At 69.3% G+C, this 20498-nt stretch carries 22 protein-coding genes and 1 pseudogene; 8 read left to right on the top strand and 15 right to left on the bottom strand.

The features are described from left to right. Positions 1-55: 55 nt before the first annotated feature. Positions 56-1165 carry a peptide chain release factor 2 gene (prfB, locus tag ACNHYB_RS06090; protein ID WP_418277514.1) on the bottom strand — a complete coding sequence of 370 codons (1110 nt, stop codon included), beginning with the start codon at positions 1163-1165 and terminating at the stop codon, positions 56-58. A 126-nt stretch (positions 1166-1291) separates the two neighbouring features. Here prfB and ACNHYB_RS06095 point away from each other — a divergent pair, with 126 nt between their 5' ends. Next, on the top strand, positions 1292-2416 hold the full coding sequence (locus tag ACNHYB_RS06095; protein ID WP_418277515.1) for a pectinesterase family protein: 1125 nt from the start codon (positions 1292-1294) through the stop codon (positions 2414-2416). A gap of 40 nt (positions 2417-2456) precedes the next feature. On the opposite strand, the gene ACNHYB_RS06100 is transcribed toward ACNHYB_RS06095, so the two are convergent. The 7 genes and pseudogenes from ACNHYB_RS06100 to ACNHYB_RS06130 all read right to left on the bottom strand — a co-directional run. After that, positions 2457-2918 carry a hypothetical protein gene (locus tag ACNHYB_RS06100; RefSeq protein ID WP_418277517.1) on the bottom strand — a complete coding sequence of 154 codons (462 nt, stop codon included), beginning with the start codon at positions 2916-2918 and terminating at the stop codon, positions 2457-2459. Continuing rightward, positions 2915-3418 carry a pilus assembly protein gene (locus ACNHYB_RS06105; RefSeq protein WP_418277518.1) on the bottom strand — a complete coding sequence of 168 codons (504 nt, stop codon included), beginning with the start codon at positions 3416-3418 and terminating at the stop codon, positions 2915-2917. Before ACNHYB_RS06105 ends, ACNHYB_RS06100 begins: the two co-directional genes overlap by 4 nt. Then, positions 3415-3774 (bottom strand): TadE/TadG family type IV pilus assembly protein, encoded by a 360-nt coding sequence (locus ACNHYB_RS06110; protein WP_418277519.1) that lies wholly within the window; start codon positions 3772-3774, stop codon positions 3415-3417. The genes ACNHYB_RS06105 and ACNHYB_RS06110 overlap by 4 nt, the downstream gene beginning before the upstream one ends. Positions 3775-3865: 91 nt before the next feature. Continuing rightward, entirely contained in the window at positions 3866-4057 is a 192-nt protein-coding gene (locus ACNHYB_RS06115; RefSeq protein ID WP_418277521.1) for a hypothetical protein, read from the bottom strand. A gap of 24 nt (positions 4058-4081) precedes the next feature. Next, on the bottom strand, positions 4082-5017 hold the full coding sequence (locus tag ACNHYB_RS06120) for a type II secretion system F family protein (RefSeq protein ID WP_418277522.1): 936 nt from the start codon (positions 5015-5017) through the stop codon (positions 4082-4084). Beyond that, complete coding sequence (locus ACNHYB_RS06125) at positions 5014-5871, bottom strand: type II secretion system F family protein (protein WP_418277524.1); 858 nt, start codon at positions 5869-5871, stop codon at positions 5014-5016. The genes ACNHYB_RS06120 and ACNHYB_RS06125 overlap by 4 nt, the downstream gene beginning before the upstream one ends. After that, positions 5871-6518 (bottom strand): annotated as a pseudogene (locus ACNHYB_RS06130) (CpaF family protein); the annotation flags it as partial. The pseudogene ACNHYB_RS06130 and the gene ACNHYB_RS06125, both read right to left, overlap by 1 nt. Positions 6519-6596: 78 nt before the next feature. Here ACNHYB_RS06130 and ACNHYB_RS06135 point away from each other — a divergent pair. Then, positions 6597-7343 carry a DUF5131 family protein gene (locus tag ACNHYB_RS06135; RefSeq protein WP_418277525.1) on the top strand — a complete coding sequence of 249 codons (747 nt, stop codon included), beginning with the start codon at positions 6597-6599 and terminating at the stop codon, positions 7341-7343. Here the strand turns inward: ACNHYB_RS06135 and tcmP are convergent. The 7 genes from tcmP to ACNHYB_RS06170 all read right to left on the bottom strand — a co-directional run bounded on the left by tcmP (position 7330) and on the right by ACNHYB_RS06170 (position 13360). Further along, positions 7330-8499: a three-Cys-motif partner protein TcmP gene (tcmP, locus tag ACNHYB_RS06140; RefSeq protein WP_418277526.1), complete on the bottom strand. Its 1170-nt coding sequence runs from the start codon at positions 8497-8499 to the stop codon at positions 7330-7332. The two genes, ACNHYB_RS06135 and tcmP, sit on opposite strands and share 14 nt — an antisense overlap. A gap of 114 nt (positions 8500-8613) precedes the next feature. Further along, on the bottom strand, positions 8614-9108 hold the full coding sequence (locus ACNHYB_RS06145; RefSeq protein ID WP_418277527.1) for a hypothetical protein: 495 nt from the start codon (positions 9106-9108) through the stop codon (positions 8614-8616). Between the two features lie 111 nt (positions 9109-9219). Further along, positions 9220-9948 (bottom strand): hypothetical protein, encoded by a 729-nt coding sequence (locus tag ACNHYB_RS06150; RefSeq protein ID WP_418277529.1) that lies wholly within the window; start codon positions 9946-9948, stop codon positions 9220-9222. A gap of 2 nt (positions 9949-9950) precedes the next feature. Further along, positions 9951-10145, bottom strand: a complete 195-nt coding sequence (locus ACNHYB_RS06155; RefSeq protein ID WP_418277530.1) for a hypothetical protein — start codon at positions 10143-10145, stop codon at positions 9951-9953. Next, positions 10138-10749 (bottom strand): hypothetical protein, encoded by a 612-nt coding sequence (locus ACNHYB_RS06160; protein WP_418277531.1) that lies wholly within the window; start codon positions 10747-10749, stop codon positions 10138-10140. Before ACNHYB_RS06160 ends, ACNHYB_RS06155 begins: the two co-directional genes overlap by 8 nt. A 132-nt stretch (positions 10750-10881) precedes the next feature. Continuing rightward, positions 10882-13053 carry a hypothetical protein gene (locus ACNHYB_RS06165; protein WP_418277533.1) on the bottom strand — a complete coding sequence of 724 codons (2172 nt, stop codon included), beginning with the start codon at positions 13051-13053 and terminating at the stop codon, positions 10882-10884. Then, entirely contained in the window at positions 13046-13360 is a 315-nt protein-coding gene (locus ACNHYB_RS06170) for a hypothetical protein (RefSeq protein ID WP_418277534.1), read from the bottom strand. The genes ACNHYB_RS06165 and ACNHYB_RS06170 overlap by 8 nt, the downstream gene beginning before the upstream one ends. Before the next feature lie 617 nt (positions 13361-13977). Between ACNHYB_RS06170 and ACNHYB_RS06175 the strand changes: the two genes are divergently transcribed. From ACNHYB_RS06175 to ACNHYB_RS06200, 6 genes are all read left to right on the top strand, one after another. Then, positions 13978-14307 (top strand): hypothetical protein, encoded by a 330-nt coding sequence (locus tag ACNHYB_RS06175; protein ID WP_418277535.1) that lies wholly within the window; start codon positions 13978-13980, stop codon positions 14305-14307. Beyond that, positions 14304-14648 (top strand): DUF2958 domain-containing protein, encoded by a 345-nt coding sequence (locus tag ACNHYB_RS06180; RefSeq protein ID WP_418277536.1) that lies wholly within the window; start codon positions 14304-14306, stop codon positions 14646-14648. The genes ACNHYB_RS06175 and ACNHYB_RS06180 overlap by 4 nt, the downstream gene beginning before the upstream one ends. Positions 14649-15635: 987 nt before the next feature. Further along, complete coding sequence (locus ACNHYB_RS06185) at positions 15636-15917, top strand: hypothetical protein (RefSeq protein ID WP_418277537.1); 282 nt, start codon at positions 15636-15638, stop codon at positions 15915-15917. Positions 15918-15919: 2 nt separating this feature from the next. After that, positions 15920-18394: a phage tail tape measure protein gene (locus ACNHYB_RS06190; protein ID WP_418277538.1), complete on the top strand. Its 2475-nt coding sequence runs from the start codon at positions 15920-15922 to the stop codon at positions 18392-18394. Further along, the gene (locus ACNHYB_RS06195) at positions 18391-19353 is read left to right on the top strand and encodes a hypothetical protein (protein ID WP_418277539.1); all 963 of its coding nucleotides are present in this window, start codon (positions 18391-18393) and stop codon (positions 19351-19353) included. The genes ACNHYB_RS06190 and ACNHYB_RS06195 overlap by 4 nt, the downstream gene beginning before the upstream one ends. Positions 19354-19662: 309 nt before the next feature. After that, positions 19663-20337, top strand: a complete 675-nt coding sequence (locus ACNHYB_RS06200) for a recombinase family protein (RefSeq protein WP_418277540.1) — start codon at positions 19663-19665, stop codon at positions 20335-20337. Positions 20338-20498: the final 161 nt, after the last annotated feature.

A 20498-nucleotide genomic window follows, 5' to 3' on the forward strand; every position in this document is an offset into this window, starting at 1 on the left:
CCCTGGACAACCCGATCCGGGGCGTCAGCGGGTCCTCAGAGGGCGGTGCCGGAGCTCAGGACGCGGTGCCGGACCGTCGCCAGCGGATGCCCGCCTCGATGAAGTCGTCGATCGCGCCGTCGAACACGGCCTGGGTGTTGCCCGACTCGTGCTCGGTGCGCAGGTCCTTGACCATCTGGTACGGCTGCAGCACGTAGGAACGCATCTGGTCGCCCCAGCTCGCCTTGATGTCGCCGGCGAGCTCCTTCTTCTTCGCGGCCTCCTCCTGCTGGCGGATGAGCAGCAGGCGGGACTGCATGACGCGCAGGGCGGCGGCCCGGTTCTGGATCTGCGACTTCTCGTTCTGCATCGACACGACCGTGCCGGTGGGAAGGTGCGTCATGCGCACCGCGGAGTCCGTGGTGTTGACGGACTGGCCGCCGGGCCCGGAGGACCGGAAGACGTCGACCTTGAGCTCCGACTCGGGGATCTCGATGGAGTCGGTCTGCTCGATGAGCGGGACCACCTCGACGGCGGCGAACGACGTCTGGCGGCGACCCTGGTTGTCGAACGGCGAGATCCGCACCAGGCGGTGAGTGCCCGCCTCCACCGACAGGTTCCCGAACGCGTACGGGGCGTTGACCTCGAACGTGGCGGACTTCAGGCCCGCCTCCTCGGCGTAGGAGGTGTCCATGACCTTGGTGGAGTAGCCGTGGCGCTCGGCCCAGCGCAGGTACATGCGCATCAGCATCTCGGCGAAGTCCGCCGCGTCGACGCCGCCGGCGCCGGCACGGATCGTCACGACGGCGTCGCGCGCGTCGTACTCGCCGGCCAGGAGCGTGCGGATCTCGAGCGCGTCCAGGTCCTTGCGGATGGCGGCGACCTCGGCCTCGGCCTCGTCCAGGGAGTCGGCGTCGTCCATCTCGTGGCCCAGCTCGACCAGCGTCTCGACGTCGGCGATGCGCTGCGCCAGCCGCTCGACCCGGTCCAGCTCGGACTGCGTCGCGGACAGGGCCGAGGTGATCTTCTGCCCCTGCTCGGGGTCGTCCCACAGGTCGGGGGCGGCGGCCTGCTCCGACAGGTCGTCGACCTTCGCCTGCAGGGCGGTGGGGTCGCTCACGGACTCGATGGACTCGAGGGTGGAGCGGAGCCCCTTGATCTCTGCGGGGAAGTCGATGGTGGCCACGATGTCCCACCCTACCGCCGGGTCGGGTGGACCGTTGCCATCGGCGCTCACCTGTGACAACGTTGCACTCGCCGTCGGGAACCGGTTTCTCGCGGTCTACGTCGACGTCGACACCAGGAGGCAACGATGCCCACGACCACTCGCCACCACGCCGCGATCCGCACGATCGCCGCGCTCACCGCCGCGGGCGCCTGTCTCGCGACGGCCGTCCCCGCCCAGGCCGGGGGCCACCGCGACCACCACCACGGCGACCGGCACGACGACGGTCCCCGCATCGTCGTGGCCCAGGACGGCTCCGGGGACGCCGGCACGATCCAGGAGGCCATCGACCTCGCCCCCGAGAACTCGACCGAGCGCATCGAGATCCTCATCCGTCCGGGCGTCTACCAGGGCCGGGTCGACGTCGACTCCGCCCACCCGCGCCTGTCGTTCGTGGGCTCGACCGGCGACCCCACCGACGTCGTCATCACCGACGACCGGGCCGCCGGGACCGCCAAGCCCGAGGGCGGCACCTGGGGCACCACCGGCAGCGCCACCGTGACGGTGTCCGGGGCCGAGTTCCACGCCACGTCCGTCACCTTCGAGAACGCGTTCGACGAGGCCGCCCACCCCGAGATCTCCGGCCACCAGGCCGTCGCGGTCAAGACGCGCGCCGACAAGATCGTGTTCGACGACGTCCGGTTCCTCGGCAACCAGGACACCCTCTACCTGGACACCCCGTCCGCGGACGTGCCGTCCCGCGTGTACGTGCGCGACAGCTACGTCGAGGGTGACGTCGACTTCATCTTCGGACGCGCCACGGCCGTCATCGAGGACTCGACGATCAAGGCGCTCGACCGCGACTCCGACCCGAGCGGCTACGTGTTCGCCCCCAGCACCTCGAAGGACTTCGCGCACGGGTTCCTCGTGGTGGGCTCGCGGTTCACCACCGACGCCGCGGACGGCAGCTTCTTCCTCGGCCGGCCCTGGCACCCGAGCAGCGCCCCGGACAACGACCCCCGCGTCGTCGTGCGTGACTCCTGGCTCGGCGCGCACGTCAAGGCCGACCCGTGGACGACCATGTCGGGCTACGACTGGGCCGAGGGCAGCAACGCCGAGTACCGCAACTCCGGTCCGGGCGCGAAGGTCGACGACGACCGCCCGCAGCTGACCCGCACCGAGGCCCGCGACCACGAGGTCGCGGACTACCTCTCCGGCGACGACGGCTGGGCGCCGCAGTCCGAGAAGCGGCACGGCAAGGGTCGCTGCTGACCCGCGCCGCCCGCTGCACCACGACGGCCACCGCCTGCGCTCACCCGGCGCGGGCGGTGGCCGTCGCCGTCAGGGCGAAGCCGCCCGTGAAGCTGTCGGTGAACCAGCGCAGGAGCGGCGGGTGGGACGTCGCGACCAGGGTGACCCTGGCACTGCGGCCGTCCGGGCTCGTCGCCTCGGCGACCTGCACGCCCCGCAGGCCCGGCGCCGTCGTCCCCGGCTGGCTCGCCAGGTGCTCGGATACCTCGCGTGCCACCTCGGCGTCGGACAGCACGATCACCACGTCCGAGCCCGACTCCCCCGGCTCCGCACCCGCGTAGTGGGCCGCGGCACGTGCCGAGTCGGCGCCCGCGACGGCGAGCGAGTCCGCCAGGTCGAACAGGTGCTTGCGATCGAGGTGCACCGAGGCGGCGGAGGCGACCGCGGCGACGAGCATCAGGCCGACGGCCAGGAAGCCGACGGTCAGCAGCAGGATGCGACCCTCCTCGCCCTGATGGTTCACGGCCGCACCGCCGCGACGTCTCCCACCGCAGCGACGTGCGACGACTCGACGGGAACGGCCAGGGGAACCCAGCCCTGGAGCGCGGCCGGGACCAGCGGCAGCGGCACCTCGTAGCGGACGGTCACACCGACCGTCGCTCCGGGGGTGAGGCAGGGGTCGTGCGAGCACGCCAGGTCCAGCACGTCCTCGGCGTCGGCCTCGAAGCCCTGGTCCTCCAGCGCGAGCAGGGTGGCAGCCGCCGCCCGTTCCACGCCCTCGTCGGAGCTGTCGGCCGTCACCACGGCGCGCGCCGACTCCCGCGCGGCCCCCTCCACGGCGAACGCGGCCGCCTGCACCTGACCGACGGCGACCACCAGGTAGACCAGCGGCACCAGGAACAGCACGCTGCCCGCCAGGAACTCCAGCAGCGCGGAACCCTCCTCGGGGTCGGCCGCGTCGCGGTGCCGCGCGGCGGCACCCGGCCGTGGCGCGCGAGCGTCGACCGGCACTCCGGCGGTCACCGGCCCCACGGTCCCTCGTCCAACGCGTGACCGGTCAGGGTCATCGAGCCGCCCGGGCCGAGGATCCCCACCACGGGCAGCGGGGCACGCACCGTCACCTCGACGACGTCGAGGCCGTCCTGCACCGTCCGCGCCACCACGACGTCCTCGGCGTACCGCGGCGACAACGCCGAGCGGAGCAGCGCCCGGGTGCGCTCCGCGCCGGAGGCGAGGTCCGCGTCGGCGCGCGAGGCGACGCGGGCGCCCTCAGCGGCGGCGTCGATCACCAGCCCGCGGACGTGCAGCGCCAGGGCGAGCTGCACGACGCCCAGGAACAGCGCGACCACCAGCGCCGAGACGAGGACGAACTCGGCCACCGCCGACCCCTGCTCCCCGGGCCGGTACGTGGAGCCGTGCGCGCGGGGCTCGTGCTCGTGCTCGAGGAGCTCGTGCGTGCCGGTCCCGCGATCACGGTCCGGTGACGCTCTTGATCGCCTCGCTGAAGGTCTGCTCCAGCAGCGGTCCGGCGAGCGCCCAGAGCGCGACGACCAGGCCTGCGGTCATCAGGGTCACCAGGACCCACCCCGGGACGTCCCCCCGTTCCGGGTCGTCCGCACCGGGGCGCGTCGTGGGATCGGGGTGCTGCGGGCCTCGGGACATGTCTGACCTTTCCATGGGTGGTGCTCACAACCCGATCTGCAGGGTCGCGAGCGACGGGAACACGGCGAAGACGACGGTGATCGGCAGGATCAGGAAGACGACGGGCACGAGCATGGCGATCTCCTTCTTGCCGCCGGCCTCCATCAGGGCGCGCCGGCCGGACTCGCGGACGTCCTGCGCCTGTGCGCGCAGCACCTCGGCCAGCGGGGTCCCGCGCTCCAGCGCGACCGCGACGCCCTCGGCGAACCGGGTGAGGGCGGGCAGCCCGGTGCGGTCGGCCATCGCACCGAGGGCTCCCACGATCGGCGCGCCCGCGCGGACCTCGGCGAGCATCGCGCCGAACTCGCTCGACAGCTCCCCGCGTGCCGTGGTCGAGACCCGTTCGAGCGCCTGCACCGGGCCTTCCCCGGCCGTCACGGCGAGGGCGAGCAGCTCGGCGATGGTGGGGAACTCCGAGAGCATGCGCTCCTCGCGCCGGCTCGCCGCCGACGAGAGCCGCAGGTCGCAGGCGACGAAGGCGCTCGCCCCGGCGAGCAGCACCAGGGCACCGAGCACCACGACGGAGCTCCCCCGGGTCGCCGCCAGGAGGACGGCGGTGGCCAGCCCGCCGGCGAGGCCCAGCGCGGACCACACGAGCTGTCGGGCACGGAACTGCTCGACGGTGTCCGCGGACCCCGCGCGGTCGAGCCTGCGCTGGACGTCGGCCCGCCCCGAGCCCAACCGCTCGAACCACGTGGCGAGGTCGGACACCCAGGGCGTGACGAGCCGCTCGACCGAGCCGAACCGTCCGGGCCGCACCTCCGCGACGCGGAGCAGCACCGAGGTGCGGTCGCGGTGCCGCAGCGCGGGCGCGAGACGTTCGTCGAGGGTGATGCGACGCCCCCGCACGCCCGCCACGATCAGCACGAGACCGAACCCGCCGAGCAGTCCCAGCACGGCGCCGGTGGTCGCCAGGGTCATCGCAGCACCCTGCTCTCCTCGGGGAGGCGGCCGATCCTGCGCATCAGCCGGTAGGCGACCAGGGAGCAGCCCGCCCCGGCCACGAGCACCGCGACGCCCGCGGCCGAGTCGTAGGCCTGGGCCGTCTCCGGGCGGGACGCGAGGAGCGCGAGGACGATCCAGGGTCCGGCCGCGGCGATCCTGGCCCCGTTGATCGTCCACGACTGGCGGGCCTCGAGCTCCCCGCGCGTACGGGCGTCCTCGCGCAGGAACTCCGACAGGCTCCGCAGCAGGCGGCCGAGGTCCGTGCCACCCACCTCGCGGGTGAGTCGCAACGCCTCGACGATGCGGTCCGCGACGGGGTCGGCGAGGCGTTCCTTGAGGAGGTCGAGGCACTCGCCGAACCGACCGGTCGTGCGGTAGTCCGCGGCGAACCTGCCGAACGGCTCCCGCAGCGCGACGGGTCCGCGCTCGGCGAGCTGGGCCACGGCCTCCGGCAGCGACAGCCCCGCGCGCACACCCGAGGCGAGGTGGTCGACGACGTCGGGCCAGACCTCGCGCAGGTCGTCGCGGCGCTTGCGAGCCCGTGCCCGGACCATCGCTTCCGGGCCGACCGCGGCGATGGCGGCGAACGCGCAGGCGATGGCCGGGGAGCGGGTGATCGCCAGGCCCACGACGAGGACGACGGCGGCGACGCCGGCCGCGAACGCGTACAGCCCGCCGGGGGTGACGGATCCCGCGTCCGCCTGGACCAGGAGGTCCTGCAGCGCCTGGTGCCGGCGGCTGCGCCGACGCGGCCGGGGGACCCGTTCCCAGCATGACCACCAGAGGCAGAAGAGCCCGACGCCGCCCGTCATCCCGATCACGACGCCCATCAGCCGGCCTCCGCCAGCACGGCGTGCACGTCGATGCCCACCCGTTCGTACCGTTCGACGCCGGTCGGGAAGCCGTCGCCGCGCACGAGGTCCCCGCCGCGGGCCCCCGACGGGCGGTGGAAGATCTGCGCGGTCTCGACGCGGTCCGACTCCACCCGTCCCGTGACGGCCACGATCTCGCGCACCTGGCGCACGCCGTCCGGGGCCACACCGAGGTGCACGACCACGTCCAGGGATGACGCCACGGTGGGCGTGACGAAGCGTGCGGACACGTTCTCCCCGGCCAGGAGCGGGAGCGTGCACATCTTCGTGACCGCCTCGCGGGCGGAGTTCGCGTGGATGGTGCACATGCCGGGAACACCGGCGTTGAGGGCGACGAGGAGGTCGAAGCTCTCGGCCTCGCGCACCTCGCCGATCACGATCCGGTCCGGGCGCATCCGCAGCGCCTCCTTGACCAGCCGACGCAGCGGGATCTCGCCGGTGCCCTCCAGGCTGGGCTGACGGCACTGCATCGCGACGTGGTCGCGGACGGGCAGGCGCAGCTCGAAGACCTCCTCGCAGGAGATGACGCGCTGCCCGGACGGGATCGAGCCCGCGAGGGCGTTGAGCATGGTCGTCTTGCCGGCCTGGGTACGGGCCGTGCTCAAACCACGGTGTTGAGGTATGTCCTGACGTCGGGCCACGCGATGCGCGAACCTACGCATCGCGTGGCCTACGGTGTCTTCATGGCGGACGGCAGCGGGATCGAGTGGACAGAGGCGACTTGGAACCCCACGACGGGGTGCGACCGCATCAGCCCAGGCTGCGACAACTGCTACGCGCTGACGCTGGCCAAGCGACTGAAGGCAATGGGCAACCCCAAGTATCAAGTGGACGGTGACCCACGCACTAGCGGCCCAGGGTTCGCCATCACCGAGCACCCGTCAGCGCTCAACATCCCCAGGTCTTGGTCCGCCCCCCGGGTGATCTTCGTCGACAGCATGTCCGACCTGTTCCACGCGCGGATCTCTACGACTTTCATCCAGGAGGTCTTCAAGGTGATGGCGGAGACGCCTCGGCACACCTACCAGGTACTGACGAAGCGGCCCCGTCGTGCTGCACGCATGGCTCGGGAACTCCCCTGGCCTAGCAACGTCTGGCTCGGTGTGAGCGTGGAGACCACGGACCAGTTGTGGCGGCTGGACGAACTACGCGCGGTCCCAGCAGCGACACGCTTCGTCTCCGCGGAGCCGCTGCTCGGCTCACTCGCAGGGATCGACCTGACCGGGATGCACTGGCTCATCGCGGGTGGCGAGAGTGGTCCGAACCATCGGCCACTCGACCCGGAGTGGGTACGAGAACTCCGCGACGAGTGCCAGCGACAGAGCGTCGCCTTCTTCTTCAAGCAATGGGGTGGGCGCACACCGAAGAGCAACGGGCGCGAACTCGACGGGCGGCTCTGGGACGAGATGCCGTTGACTACGCAGGCGTGATCACAAGCGTCATGCAGTTCTCCACGCCCCTGGTCTCCGTCGTGGTCTTCCCAGCGGCACGGACCTGATTGATGGCCGCGCGAAAGTGCGTGTTGCGCACGACACCGGCCAGATCATCCCGCAGGATCTCGTCGTTTCCTGCGATGCTGAAGGGCTGCCCCTTCTCCAACTCCGCGGTGATCCGCTCGACGAGCGTGCGGACCCACTGCTCATCGAGCACCTTCTCTGCGGCCTTCCAGTCCTCTTCCCACGCGCCGCCGTCGCCGAAGAGGGTGTCCTGGGCAGCAGCCTTCGCGAGGTACTTCCGCCACGCCTTCAGGCCGAGCGAAGACGACGCTCCGAACGTGGTCATCCCGGCGACGTGGCGCGTGGCGAAGATCAGGTAGTAGATCGGCTTGAGGTCCGCACGGGGGCGCACGTCGATCACCCACGAACCTGCGACCCCAATGTGCTCACGGAGCTTCGCCGCGTACCCCTCGACGACGGCCAGTTCTGCAGCGGTCCGGTCGTCGTCGGAGGCCTCCTGGTCGGGGCACTTCTCCAACCATGCGTCGCGCCACCAGGTGCCGCCGCAGACGTCGTCGATGCGCTTCAACGACGCCACGCTGCTCTTGTCCGACTTTCCGTTGGACAAGATGCCCCCGAAGCGACGGAGATGCGCGGTCAGGTTGATGAGGACTTCGGTCGCTGCGGGGTTTCCCGGCCTGTGGAAGATCGAGGCGACCTGGTCCATCGGGATGATGAGGCCGCAGGGGTCCAAGTAGGCGAACAGCGGAATTCCACTGGCATGCTCAAGCAACCCGGGCAGGTGAGCGGCGATGTCCCCGTCCTGGACAGTGACCTCAAGGCCCTGCCCCTCTCTCTCAACCACGCTTCGAAGCCTCGTGGCGACCGCAGCGTCCTGCTCCACGAAGTGAAGCTCTGCCCGTCGTGGGCGCTGCATCGCCTTCAGCTCGTGAGCCTTCCGGATCAGCATCGCGGCTGACCCCTCCGACCCGTCCTCGTAGTACCCCGGCCCCGCGTACCCGTCAATGAAGGCCACCCGCCCTCCGGGCGACGTGCTTCCTGTCTTGCTCGCGAAGGGCGTCACATACTGGTCCAAGATGGCGTGCTTCAGCACCGCGGCAGGCTTCTTCGCCTCATGGAACGCGTTCACGGATCCTCCGGAGAGACGGGTGGGGGTTCGCGCCAAGAATAGGGCGAAAGTCCTATTCAGGTGCGTGTTCACCACGCCGGAAAGGGTGCTTTCACCCGGCGTGGCGGGGTTTCCTCAGTGACCGATGAGGGCCGCGTACTCGGGCGCGAGTTCCTTCGCGCTCGGCGCGTTCACCTCGATGTAGGCGTCCGCCTCGGCCTTCGCCGCGATGAACAGGTCCACGTAGTAGTCGTCGGCGCAGTCCAGGGGTACGAGGTTCTCCCCAGCCCACTCCGCCGTGTACCGCGCGATCAGGTTCGCCCCGTTCTCACCGAAGCGGAAGTCGCCTGCTTCGTAGTCGGGGCCGTGGTCGACGTAGGTGCTGAGGTTCTCGTCGATGTACCCCTCGGTCAGAGCCGCACACTCCTGGTCGCGGGCCTCTTCTTCTGCTGCGGCAGCCGCTTCCGCTTCGGCGGCGGCTTCTTCTTCCGCCGCTGCGAGTGCCACGGCGGCTGCCTCGGCCTGCTTTTTGTCCCGGTGGTCGAGCGCCACGGTGACACCGATACCCACACCGGCAGCGATCACCACCAGCGTCACGACTGCGATCACGACCATCTTGACGTTGCTCATGTCCGAATCCTTCCAAGGTGACGGGTAGTGAGGGTGCCTGGCCACGGGTGAATTCACCGTGCGACGCCGACAGCGCGGGCGGCTTCCCACCCGCGCTGTCGGCCCGCCGCCCTAGTCCCGGTCGAGGTGAGCCGTCTCCGGGTCGAGGGACTGGGTGCGCTCGCCGGTCGTGAGCACCGTGGCCGCGTCGTCGTCGGGAGCACCCTCCCAGCCGACGCCGTAGCGCTTGGAGCCGTTGACGTACGGGGCGTCGTCGACGACCTCAGGGGCGAACTGGCCCGCGAACTCGCGCGCCTCGGGCGGAATCACCTCGGCCCCGCTCACTTGGAGGCGGGCGAACGTGTCACCGATGCCCGCCTCGTAGGCCGTGAGACCGTCGGGCACCTGCTGGTTCGCCGCCGCGTAGCGGTGGACCTTCGCACGGGTGTCGGCCAGCGACGCCTCGCCGAGCGCCTTCGCCAGCACTGCCTTCGCGGTCTTGAGGTCGCCCTCCAGCGCGGCGATCTTGGTCCGGGCGGAGTCGCACTGCGCGTTGGCGGCAGCAGCCCGCTGATCCTCTTCGGTCGCGAGCGCCAGCAGCACGTCCGCCTTCGCAGCGGTGACCGCCAACTCCGCCTCGGCGACAGCCTCGCCGAGGATGGCCACGCGGTTCTCGGCGGTGGACCGGTCAGAGGCGAGGGTGTCGGCCTCCGCCGGCGACTTCGGCTTCGTGCCGCGCACGGTGAGCAGGGCGACGTTCGCCTCGGCGAGCGCCTTCTCCCAGCGGGCGAGGTCGGACTCGGCAGCGGCCACGGCCTTCTGCGCGTCGGAGGTGGTCGGGGTCTTCGTCTTCGCAGCCATGGTCAGGCCTCCTTGTTCTTGCGGTCGGACTTGATGGAGTCGAGCAGCGCGGCGCGGTCGCGGGCACGGGCGCGGCGCGACGCTCCCTGCGACTTGAGGTCGTTCATACGGCTCGCACGGTCGAGGGCGTCGTTCTGCTGGCCGGACTTCAGCGCCGCGAGGGCGGCGCTGAACTCGGCGTCGGTGAGGTCAGGCATCGGAGTTCTCCTTGTCGGTGATGGTGATGCGGTACTGGTTGCGGCCCCAGTCGGGGCTGTCGACGGGCAGACTCTGGCTCTTGCCGAGGCAGTCGACTCGACGCCCTGCGGCGGTGGTCATGCCACGACGGCCCCTGAGCCAGGTGCCCAGGTGCGCGATCGGGTTGCCGATGACGGGAAGGACTGGGAGGGCGTCGCCGAGTTGCTCGACAGCCATCCGCGAGGTCCAGGCCTCGTCGCCGAACACTTCGTACGCCGCACTCAGGAACCGGTTGAGGGCCACGTCCTCACCGAGGCGCGCCACACGCTCGCGTGAGGATCGCGACTGCACCGGGCGAGGTGCGGGCTTGGGCTCGTCCGGCAGGAGCTCTATGAGGAGGTCCAGGGCGTCGACGCTGCCCCACGATGCGAGGGTGAAGAGCCCGCCCAGTCCAGCCTTGAACAGGTCGTTGACGGACTCGGCGGGAGCACCCTCGATCGTGATCTGCGGCGCGGCGTCGAGCAGACAGTTCCAGTAGTAGTCGACGTCCGCGTCGTCGCCGGTGTCCTCGGCCTCCTTGTAGAGCACCGCCAGGAGCAGCGGGTGCATGGGTCGGTCATCCACGGCGGTTCTCCTTCGAGTCGGTCCTACGCGACAGATGCGCGTACTTGTCTCGGTGTTGGTTGGCCTGGCTGCGCTCGGCCTCGCGGCGGACCTTGCGCTGCCGGAGCGCGTCGACGTTCTTGCTGCTCCGGCTCATCGGTCGCTCCCCGCGTAGCGAAGGCGGACCGAGATGCCGCCGTTGCGAGCGCGGGTCTCCGACGTGACGACCTGCCCGCTGGCGACGAGGTGGTCGATGGCTTCGTCCAGCAGGTGCCGCCGCTCGGGGCGTGGACGAACCGCTTTCTTCGGGAGGCCGTCGTCGCCTGCCTCGCGGACCTTGCCGAGCACCTGGTTCGCCAGGGTTCGCACCTGGTCTTCGGCCACGGCGTCCTCCGCGACGGCCTGCGCGCGGGCCTTGGCGGTCGTCGAGTTCTGGAGTTCCTTCTGTGCCTGCTCGCCCAGCGCGCGCCGACACAACTCCTGCGTCTCGACCGAAAGGTCGGTGAGCGTGGTTGCGAGCGACCACCACTGGTCCGTGATGGCCATCTCGCCGTGCAGCAGTGCGAGCGCCGCCGCCACCTTGAGCCGCAGGAGCATCAGGTGCCCCTTGGTCTCGTCGGTCGAAGCACCGGTCGCCTGCAGGAACCGGGTGTGGCGCACCTCGGCCTTGATGTGGTCGGGGTAGTCGATCTCGTCAGGCAGGTCGACCGGGGGCGACCAGTTCAGTTCGCCCGGCCACGCGACCGGGTCACGCGAAAGGGTCGCGTCGGTGGCAGGAACCCAGAGGAACCGCTGCGGCGTGCCAGCGTCGGTGTCCTTGAGCAGCGCACCGGACCGCGACGGCTGCACCCCCACCACCATCACCAGGCGGTACTCCCCCTCGGGCACGTGTCGTCTGCGCTCCGCGGTGGCGTTCTCCTGCCCGAGCGAACCTCCGGTCAGTGCGCTTCGAACCGTCGCCGAGAGCGTGGCCCCGGCCCGGTCCGACTGCGCGGCCAGGGCGTCGACCTCGTCCGCGATGAGAATGCGGCGGGGGTCGTCGACGAGCACCTTCGTCGTGATGTTCGTGCTCGGGTTGTCGGGGTTCGGGACTCGCTTCGTCTTGAGGAACGTCTCGACGATGCCCTCACCGCTCCCGACGTTCCGCTCCAGCTCCACCTTCTGGCACTCGCCAGCCCAGCCGAGCAGCCGCCTCGATGTGGACAGCAGAGCCGACTTGCCCGACCCGCTGCCGCCTACAGGCAGCACCCCGAGGTTGAGGGCCGCGCGCCCACCCACCACGGGCGGCAGGCAGACCTCGGGCGGCACCTCGGCCAGCACGCGGCCCAGCACCATCGCGAGCAGCGCGGGTGACGACACCAACTGCGCGAGCGCGGCCTGGCGGATGTGTCGGAGCACCGGAGTCGCCTCGAACAGCGCCAGAAGCTCGGTGGTCGCACGGGGCGCGGGCGGGTCGGCGGGGTGCTGCCGCCCGTCGCGGAGGCCGTTGCTGAGCGTTCGCTCGACCTCGCCGGGTTCAAGGCCCGCGAGCAGCGCGGCCTCGGTCAGTTCCTCGCGGGCTTCGGCCTCGTCCAGGTGCCCTCGTGCGATGAAGCGACCAGCACGAAGCGCCAGCCCGTAGAGCCGATTGTTGCGGTTGCCCACGTCGCCGTCCGAGACGGTCATCTCGAACACGATGTTGCGGAGCATCGCCGCGACCCATCCCGGGTTCTGCACCGGCACCTCGGGAAGGTCGGAGTCCTTCGATTCCTGCGGCAACGCCGCCAACGACTCGGCAGACTCGCGCGGCAGGTTCTCCCACTCGGCCAGCAGGTCGTCCACGCGGACGGGGTCGCCCGCCAGGCTGTCCCCCTCGAACCACTCGGGCTTCTTCGCCGACGGCTTGTACATGAAGCGTTCGGGCTGTGCCGAACCTGGGTCGAACTGCTCGTGGCCGAGGCGGTGCATCACCACGGCAGCCGCCTGCCGGTACTCGTCGGGGGTCATCACCCGATCTGTCGGAATCACCAGCCGGTACCGACGAGCGTCGGGCGTAGACGAGTAGGTCGAGTGCCACAGCAACAGTGCGTCGAGGCTCAGCGCGGCGTCGGCGATGAAACTCGAGTCGGGGGTGTCCACGTCGAGCGTGAGTGCTGCCCTCGACACCACCGTCTCTCGGGTGCGGCGTTCACCGTCGAATGTGCCCAGCACGTAGCCGCCGCACTCCTTCACCGACGCGGGCGACTTCAGCCAGGCGAGCATTTCGTCCCAGGTGATCCACCCCTGCGTCCACGTCTTGGAGTCCTTGCGCGGAGCGGTGGCGATGGGGAACTTGAGGTCAGCCACAGCGCACCTCCCCGGACTCACGCAGGGCCTTGACCCGGTGTGCGACGGACCGGCTCGCGCCGGAGGTGATCCGCTCCTGCGCGTCGGCCAGGAGCTTCAGTGCGAGGTCGTGCTGCATCCCGGCGAGGGCCACAGCGGCCACGGCCACCAGGGCGTGCGCCTCGATGTCATGGGCATCCGGCGTGCCGAGCCAGTGATGCTGTCCGCGCTGGTCGCCGCGCAACCACTCGTCGGCGTAGAACCCGGCGTCCTCGACGGCGAAGCCGTTCTGCCACAGGGCCTCGGCAACGCGCTCCCGGGCGCTCACTTCGCCTCACCGCGCAGAAGCATCTGGGCGAGGACGGCGCGCTGCTCGGGCGTCGGAAGCGAGTCTTCCGCGAGGGCCTTCTCGATTGCGGCAGCGACACGAGCCGCGCTGAGGTCACGCCTGGCCTCTTCGAGGCGGATGGCGTCATTCGGGTGGTGGCGGTGGCGCGACGCCAACTGAGCAATCGCTGCTCGAAGAGGCGGGACTAGGGGTGTCATCGGAAGTCCTCTGATGAGGCCCGTAGGCATCACCGGCACCATCTCGGTGGTGCCCGTCTTCCGTCCGGTAGCCAACCGGCGCTTCTACCGATGTCCTGCGGCGGGCTGCCTGCCCCGCCGCCGCCCTCCGTACGTTCCGGAGATGCGTACACCCTGCCCGTTCCACGGGGCCGAGTCCCTAGGCCAGCGGAGCGACCCGCTGCAACCCGTACCACCGGCCCACTGCTTGGGCCGACAAGCAGAAGCATACATACCCATCAATGCAATCTGCACCCCTATTGACCAGGGCTTCCGTAAATCGTCACCTCACCAGACTGTTTGTGAGCCAGGTCACACGTCAGGCAAAGTTTGGCCTACCCGCGTGGGTGGCTAGCCCACGGAATAGTCAAGGAGACGATCATGGCCAGCACCGTCAAGAAGACCTCTGAGCCGACGCGTACCGCTCGCAAGGCGACGCCGGGCACCAGCACCTCCCCCAGCTCCCCCGCGGCTCCTGAGAAGCCTGCTCGGGGTCTGGCCGACGCACAGCGCGTGGCGGAGCTTCTCGGGATCACGGTCACCGGGGAGTTCGCCGGCATCGGCAAGAAGGTCAGCACCAGCACCGGTGCCCTGTACGTGAACCGGGGCAACGTCGACGTCCGCGCCGACAAGGAGCAGGTCGAGGCATGGGCCACGGCAGGGCACGGCAGCGTGCGCGGCAACGGCACCTGGCTGCGAGTGGCGCTGTGAGCGTCCGCCTCGTGGAGTCGCAGCGGCTGCGGCGCGGCCACGACTTCTACCCTCCCGCCGTCCTGCGCGCCGCCGTGCCGCCGCTGTACGGAACCGAGGACACCCCCGCCGCCGACAAGGTGGCGCACCTGCACTACTTCATCGGCGCGGCCGACTGGTGGCTCGTCGAGGCCGACTGGACCACCGGCAACGCGTTCGGCTTCTGCGACCTCGGCCACGGCGGCGAGTGGGGGTACGTGTACCTGCCGGAACTGGAATCCGTCGCGGCAGGGCCGCTCGGCGATGTGGTCGAGCGGGACCTGCACTGGTCGCCGGTGCCGTTTGGACAGATCGCGCGCTGACCAACCCGGCGTGGCCCTGAGAGCCCCACCACCTGTCGCGGGTGGTGGGCCTCTTGTCGTGCGGTTTGGGGCGCGTGTACTGAACGGGGTACGGGGTACGCCGTACCCCGTTCCGTGTGTGTAACAGGGTGTGTAACCGTGAAAAACACTATAAAAAGAGAGAGAACTCTCCACTTTTATAGGGGAGCAGGCACAAACACACCAGCGAACGGGGTACACGTACCCCGTACCCCGTTCAAAACGGCCAACGGGGTACCCCCTTCTATGACGGCTCTGCCGACCCCCGTTCGGGGCACCAGGGACATGAGAAACGGACCCGCTCTGAAAGGTGAGGGGTCCGCTACGCGGAACATCTTAGCAGATTGAGTACTCCGGGAAAACAAATCAACCTGGCCACCGGGCCACCGGGCCACCGGGCCACCGGGTCACCGGGTCACCGGGCCACCGGGCCGCGTTCTGGCGAGAGAATTCCTGGAGAGTCACCAGCGCTGCCCTCACGCGCGCGAGGCGCACGCGCAGCGCGCTCAGGCACGCCACTCCCCCGCCGCCACCTGCGACGCCCCAGGAGGCCGTCAGCACTCCGAGCGGGTCTAGCCTCGGCGTCTGCAAGCGCCTGAGAATCCGATAGTTGCTCCGCGCACCCATCCCATCGGCGGAACTCAGGGCGGTTGCGCGGAGCAACCGTCTAGGTTTCAGCTTCCTCCCGCCGACACAGAGCTTCCTAGGACGTCATCGAGAGGCTGCTCACGGACGGTTGCGGCGCACACGACACGGCCCCGCCCTGCGCCAGACCCGCCTGCCCTGCGACCACCAGGGACGCGCTCAACAGTCCTACGCCGGACGCAGAAGAGGCCCTTGTCGCACATGGAGCGCGACAAGGGCCTCTTCTGCTGCACCGACCGATGGAGCCATTCGGAGGACTAGGCCGAACAGCCCCAGTGTACCAAACATTCGAACATTCGTTCGACTGTTTGGTAGCCTGAGGCAATGGTCAGACCACAGGAACTCGACCCGGTTCGAACTGCCACCGCGCGTCTTGCGGTGGCCCACCGCCACGCGAACGGCGGAGGCTGCGGTGATCCCACGCGTATCGCAGAAGCGGAAGCCGCCCTCGAGGCTGCCTACGTCGAGCGTGAGATCAATCGACGCCTCGACCACCTGACCATCCCCGAGCGTGTGCGCCTCGGCGCGATGCTCATGGGTTCTGCCTTTCGTGAGATGCACGGTGCCCAACGAGCCATCACTTCCAAGGTCCTCCAGGAGGTCTGACCATGACCAATCGCACCGTCGTCGTCGACCTCATCGTGACCACAGGCCGGTGGACTAGTGGTCTGCAGAAGGCGTCGAACTCCATGCTCGATGCCACCAAGAAGAACGAGGCCGCGCTCAGCCACCTGACGACCCAGATCGGCCTCCTGGGCACCGGCCTCACTGCGTTTGCCGCGCTGGCCGTGAAGAAGTTCGCGGACTTCGACGCCGCGATGAGCACCGTGTCGAGTGCAACGAACGCCTCGTCTGCCGACATGGAGGTTCTGCGCACAGCAGCGCTGGAAGCCGGTGCCAGCACCGTCTACTCGGCGACCGAGGCTGCCGGTGCTATCACCGAACTCGGCAAGGCGGGCCTCACGACCGCCGAGATCACCGGGGGCGCGCTAGCCGGTGCTCTCGACCTCGCGGCGTCCGAGGGCATGAGCGTCGCCAACGCTGCGGAGATCATGGCGTCGGCCATGGGCCAGTTCAACCTGGAAGGCGGGGACGCTACCCACGTCGCCGACCTGCTCGCGGCTGGCGCGGGCAAGGCCCAGGGCAGCGCCGACGACCTCGGTCAGGCGCTCAACCAGGCAGGCGGCATCGCGCACTCGTTCGGTATCGACATCGTCGATGCGACAGCAACGCTAGCCCTATTCGCCGAGAACGGCATGATCGGCTCGGACGCTGGCACCTCCCTGAAGACGATGCTGATCGCCCTGGCCAACCCGGCAGGCAAGACCGCCGAGGAGATGGAGAAGCTCGGCATCAACGCCTACGACGCCAGCGGCAACTTCATCGGGATGGAGGCCCTCGCAGGCCAACTTCAGGATCGTCTGAGCGGGCTGGACCAGGCCACGCGGAACGCAGCGCTGGCACAGATCTTCGGGAACGACGCCTACCGCGCCGCGAACTACCTCTACGAGGCGGGAGCGGACGGCCTTACCGAGTGGATCGCCAAGGTCGACGACCAAGGCTACGCCGCTGAGGCTGCGGGGAAGCGCCTCGACAACCTGAAGGGTGACCTCGAAGCCCTCGGTGGCGCGTTCGAGACGCTGCTCATCGGCATGGGTGAGGGCGCAGATGGGCCGCTCCGGGGCCTCGTGCAGAGCGTCACCGATGTCATCAACGCGCTGAATGGCCTGCCCGACGGCGCACAGCAGGCACTCATGGCGATCATCGGCGGCGGTGGCCTGGTGGCGCTTGGGCTGGCAGGCATGGGCAAACTCGTGATCGGTATCAACGAGACTCGCGACGCGATGAAGGCGCTCAACCTGTCTGCGAAGACGGCAGGCATCGCGGCGGGGGGTGTCGGAGCCGCGCTGTCCGTCGCTGCCGCTGGCCTCACGCTCTGGGCGCAGGAAGCAGCAGAGGCCCAGGCCCAGACGGACTTCCTGGCGAGCAGCCTCGATCAGTTCGGGAACACCACAGACGAGACGCTCACCAGCCTGACGGACATCCTGTCGGAGGACCAGAACAACATCGTCGAAAAGATGTTCGGGCGCGACCCGGAGTCGGCAATCGACATGGCCAAGCGCTACGGCCTCACGATTCAGGACATGGTCGGCTACATCCAGGGTGTTCCCGAGGACGTCGATCGCGTGACGGAGGCGGTGGAGCGCAACATCGAAGCCACGTCGATCTACGACAACCAGAGGGAGTACGCCCGCGCTGGTGGCCGCGAGTTCCTCAACATGCTCGACGACACAGCGGGCAGCCTCAGCGACGCGGAGAAGCAGGTCCTGCAGAAGGCTGAGGCCAACAAGGAACTCGGCGTGACCGAGGGTGCTGCAGCCGACACAATCGCGGACACCACCGATGTCGTCGAGTACCAGACCAGCGCGGTCCAGGAGGCCATCGACGCCTGGATGGAACTGGCCGGGGTCAACATGGGTGCACACGCGGCCATGGCCGACTACGAGCAGTCCGTCGACGACGCACGCAAGACCATCCGCGAGGCAAACAACGACACCGAGCAGTACTCCAAGACGCTGAAGAAGAACCAGGACAGCCTCGATCTGAACACCCAGGCGGGCCGGGACGCTTCGGCTGCACTCCGCGACGTGGCCGGGGCTGCCCTGGACCAGGCGGAGGCGATGTGGGAGTCCGGCGATTCCGTCGAGGACGTCGAAGGGAAGATGCAGCGCGCCCGGAAGCAGTTCGTCAACATGGCGATGGACGCCGGGTTGACCAAGGAGGCTGCGCACGAACTCGCCGACGAGTACGGGCTGATCCCCGAGAACGTCACCACCCTGCTCACGGCTCAGGACGACGTGACCCCCACGGTCGACAACATCCAGGGTGAGCTCGCCGACCTCCACGACAAGACCGTCACCATCACCACCCGACGGGTCGAAGAGATCATCCGACGAGGCGCGAACACCACTCCGAACTCAGGCGGTACCACCCGCCCCGGCTTCGCGTTCGGTGGCCCCGTCGCAGGTCCACATACCGACGCCATCAACACCATCAATCCCGGAGAGAGATTCCAGCCATGACGTACATCCACATCGACACTAGTGCCGGTGACTCGGCGACCATCGCCACCGACACCTGGGCCTACACCTCATCAGCCCGGGAACTCGGCATCACGGACAAGTGTCATGCCTTCCCCCATCGTCGGATGGCCGTCGCCACCCAGGGCGACGTCACGCTGGGCGCGACGTGGGTAGCGACCCTCGACAGCCTCAGCGCCTCTACCTACGACGTCGTGAACGACGAAGCGCCGGGGCACCTTCGCCGCATCTGGGCGGGCCTCCGCCACACACCGTCCGACAGCCTCGTGCTTCACGTCGGATGGTCAGACGCGGCGGCGCGTTTCACGACTACGGTGTTCAACTCCCGACATGACTTCGTCGCCGAGCCGCTCGCCTCTGACGTGTTCGTTCACCCCACCCCGGTTGGGTACCGCTCAGACGAGCACCAGCGGGAGCGCGTCGAGGAGCGCGGCGGCGACGTCGTCGCCAACGCCGCGACCGACGAGGCGCGGCAGATTCACGAGCGCAACCTGGCCATGTTGCTGTCGTCGGACTACGAAATCCCCACTGGCCTGGACGACGATGCCCTGGTGGGCTTCGCCGAGTTCGTGCGAGACAGCCGCGCCAAGATGCCCCCGAGCACGGGCTTCAAGGTGCTAGTCGGCGGCAGCCTGTACCGCACGCACCTGACGCGTGACGGCGTGAGCACCGCTCGCCTCCACGACTTCTCGGACGAAGACCTGGTCAGCATCATGGCCGGAACCATGCACCCGTCGTCGCAGATGGCACCCTGCTCCTGCGGAAGCGATACTCCGTGGATCGCGTGCCACGCCGCCCCGCTGCTGGCCGAAAACTGCGACTGTGGCAGCGGCATCGCCTTCGCGGACTGCTGCGCACTCCCCCTGACCTGGCCGCTCAAGCCGATTCAGGACCGCGCCGTCGCCGACTACTACGCCAGCCTGGCCGGTGCTGGCCGGTAGGTCATCACCGAGCGTTGCCTCACGCCTTCTCAACGGTAGCAGGGGCACCGGGTGGGCCAGCAACCCGCCCGGTGTCCCTGCGAGCCGTACGGCGCGGATGGAAAGGTGACCCCATGAATGTCGACGAACTCCGCCAGGCCGTCGAGCAGGCCGAGGCACTGCTGGCTGCTTTGCCCCCGGACCCCAACGACCAGTTGGACAAGGTCACCCGAGCACGCCTAGAAGGCTGGTTGGACGGAGTACGGACGGCGTTGGAGGCACGCCCGTAACGTAATGGGGCACCCCTTTCTGTTATGGTATGCTTGCGCCATGGCCACAGCAGCCCCGCTCACAGTCATCGGGTACGTCCGAGTCAGCACTGACAAGCAGGACATCGGCCCGGAAGTGCAGATCGCCGCACTGGAAGCGGAGGCCCAGCGCCGGGGGTGGAACCTGGACCTCCGGCGCGAGGACGCTGCCAGCGCCAAGTCGCTGAAGAACCGCCCCGTGCTGGCGGGTGTGCTGGCCGACTTGAAGGCGGGCAGGGCGGAAGCCCTCGTCGTGTCGAAGGTCGACCGCCTCTCCCGCTCCGTTGCTGACTTCGCTCGCATCCTCGATGACGCAGAGCGGCAGCGCTGGGGCGTGGTGGCCCTGGACCTGGGGGTCGACACCACCACCATCACCGGTCGGGCAATGGCTCAGGTGACCGTGGTGTTCGCAGAGATGGAACGCCGCCGCATTGCCGAACGCACCCGCGACGCGATGGCGATGCTCCCCGATGACGTGCGCGACCGCATGCGCAACGGCGGTCGGCCGCGTGCGCCGCTGGCAGACAGCACGGCGGAACGGGTGCAGGAGCTTCGGGCGGGCGGGGCATCCCTCAAGGCGATCGCCGACACCCTGACTGGCGAGGGCCACACGACGCCGACCGGCGCTGGCCGTTGGTACCCGGCGACCGTGAAGCGGGTGCTCGACGCTACGAGCGCCGCCGTGGCCGAGGGCTGAACGGTCCCCCGCGTAGCCGACTGAGGTTTGCGTGCCCCAGGCGCGTTTTCGTGGCGCAGAGGGTCGGCTGACAACCGTGGAGATTGCCGTCCGCCCATAGCGGTCATGGGTCGTTTGCGTGTACGGGATGAGAAACGTCCCAATCGGATCACGCGTCAAAT

Origin of the sequence: Isoptericola jiangsuensis, from assembly GCF_048320105.1 — a bacterium.
GTDB classification, from domain to species: Bacteria; Actinomycetota; Actinomycetes; order Actinomycetales; family Cellulomonadaceae; genus Isoptericola; species Isoptericola jiangsuensis_A.

Coding starts and splice junctions, on each gene's coding strand:
- ACNHYB_RS06125 (WP_418277524.1), bottom strand. CDS start 5,871: ATGGGCGTCGTGATCGGGATGACGGGCGGCGTCGGGCTCTTCTGCCTC.
- ACNHYB_RS06115 (WP_418277521.1), bottom strand. CDS start 4,057: ATGTCCCGAGGCCCGCAGCACCCCGATCCCACGACGCGCCCCGGTGCG.
- ACNHYB_RS06195 (WP_418277539.1), top strand. CDS start 18,391: ATGACGTACATCCACATCGACACTAGTGCCGGTGACTCGGCGACCATC.
- ACNHYB_RS06135 (WP_418277525.1), top strand. CDS start 6,597: ATGGCGGACGGCAGCGGGATCGAGTGGACAGAGGCGACTTGGAACCCC.
- ACNHYB_RS06145 (WP_418277527.1), bottom strand. CDS start 9,108: ATGAGCAACGTCAAGATGGTCGTGATCGCAGTCGTGACGCTGGTGGTG.
- ACNHYB_RS06150 (WP_418277529.1), bottom strand. CDS start 9,948: ATGGCTGCGAAGACGAAGACCCCGACCACCTCCGACGCGCAGAAGGCC.
- ACNHYB_RS06155 (WP_418277530.1), bottom strand. CDS start 10,145: ATGCCTGACCTCACCGACGCCGAGTTCAGCGCCGCCCTCGCGGCGCTG.
- ACNHYB_RS06200 (WP_418277540.1), top strand. CDS start 19,663: ATGGCCACAGCAGCCCCGCTCACAGTCATCGGGTACGTCCGAGTCAGC.
- ACNHYB_RS06095 (WP_418277515.1), top strand. CDS start 1,292: ATGCCCACGACCACTCGCCACCACGCCGCGATCCGCACGATCGCCGCG.
- ACNHYB_RS06175 (WP_418277535.1), top strand. CDS start 13,978: ATGGCCAGCACCGTCAAGAAGACCTCTGAGCCGACGCGTACCGCTCGC.
- ACNHYB_RS06185 (WP_418277537.1), top strand. CDS start 15,636: ATGGTCAGACCACAGGAACTCGACCCGGTTCGAACTGCCACCGCGCGT.
- ACNHYB_RS06190 (WP_418277538.1), top strand. CDS start 15,920: ATGACCAATCGCACCGTCGTCGTCGACCTCATCGTGACCACAGGCCGG.
- ACNHYB_RS06120 (WP_418277522.1), bottom strand. CDS start 5,017: ATGACCCTGGCGACCACCGGCGCCGTGCTGGGACTGCTCGGCGGGTTC.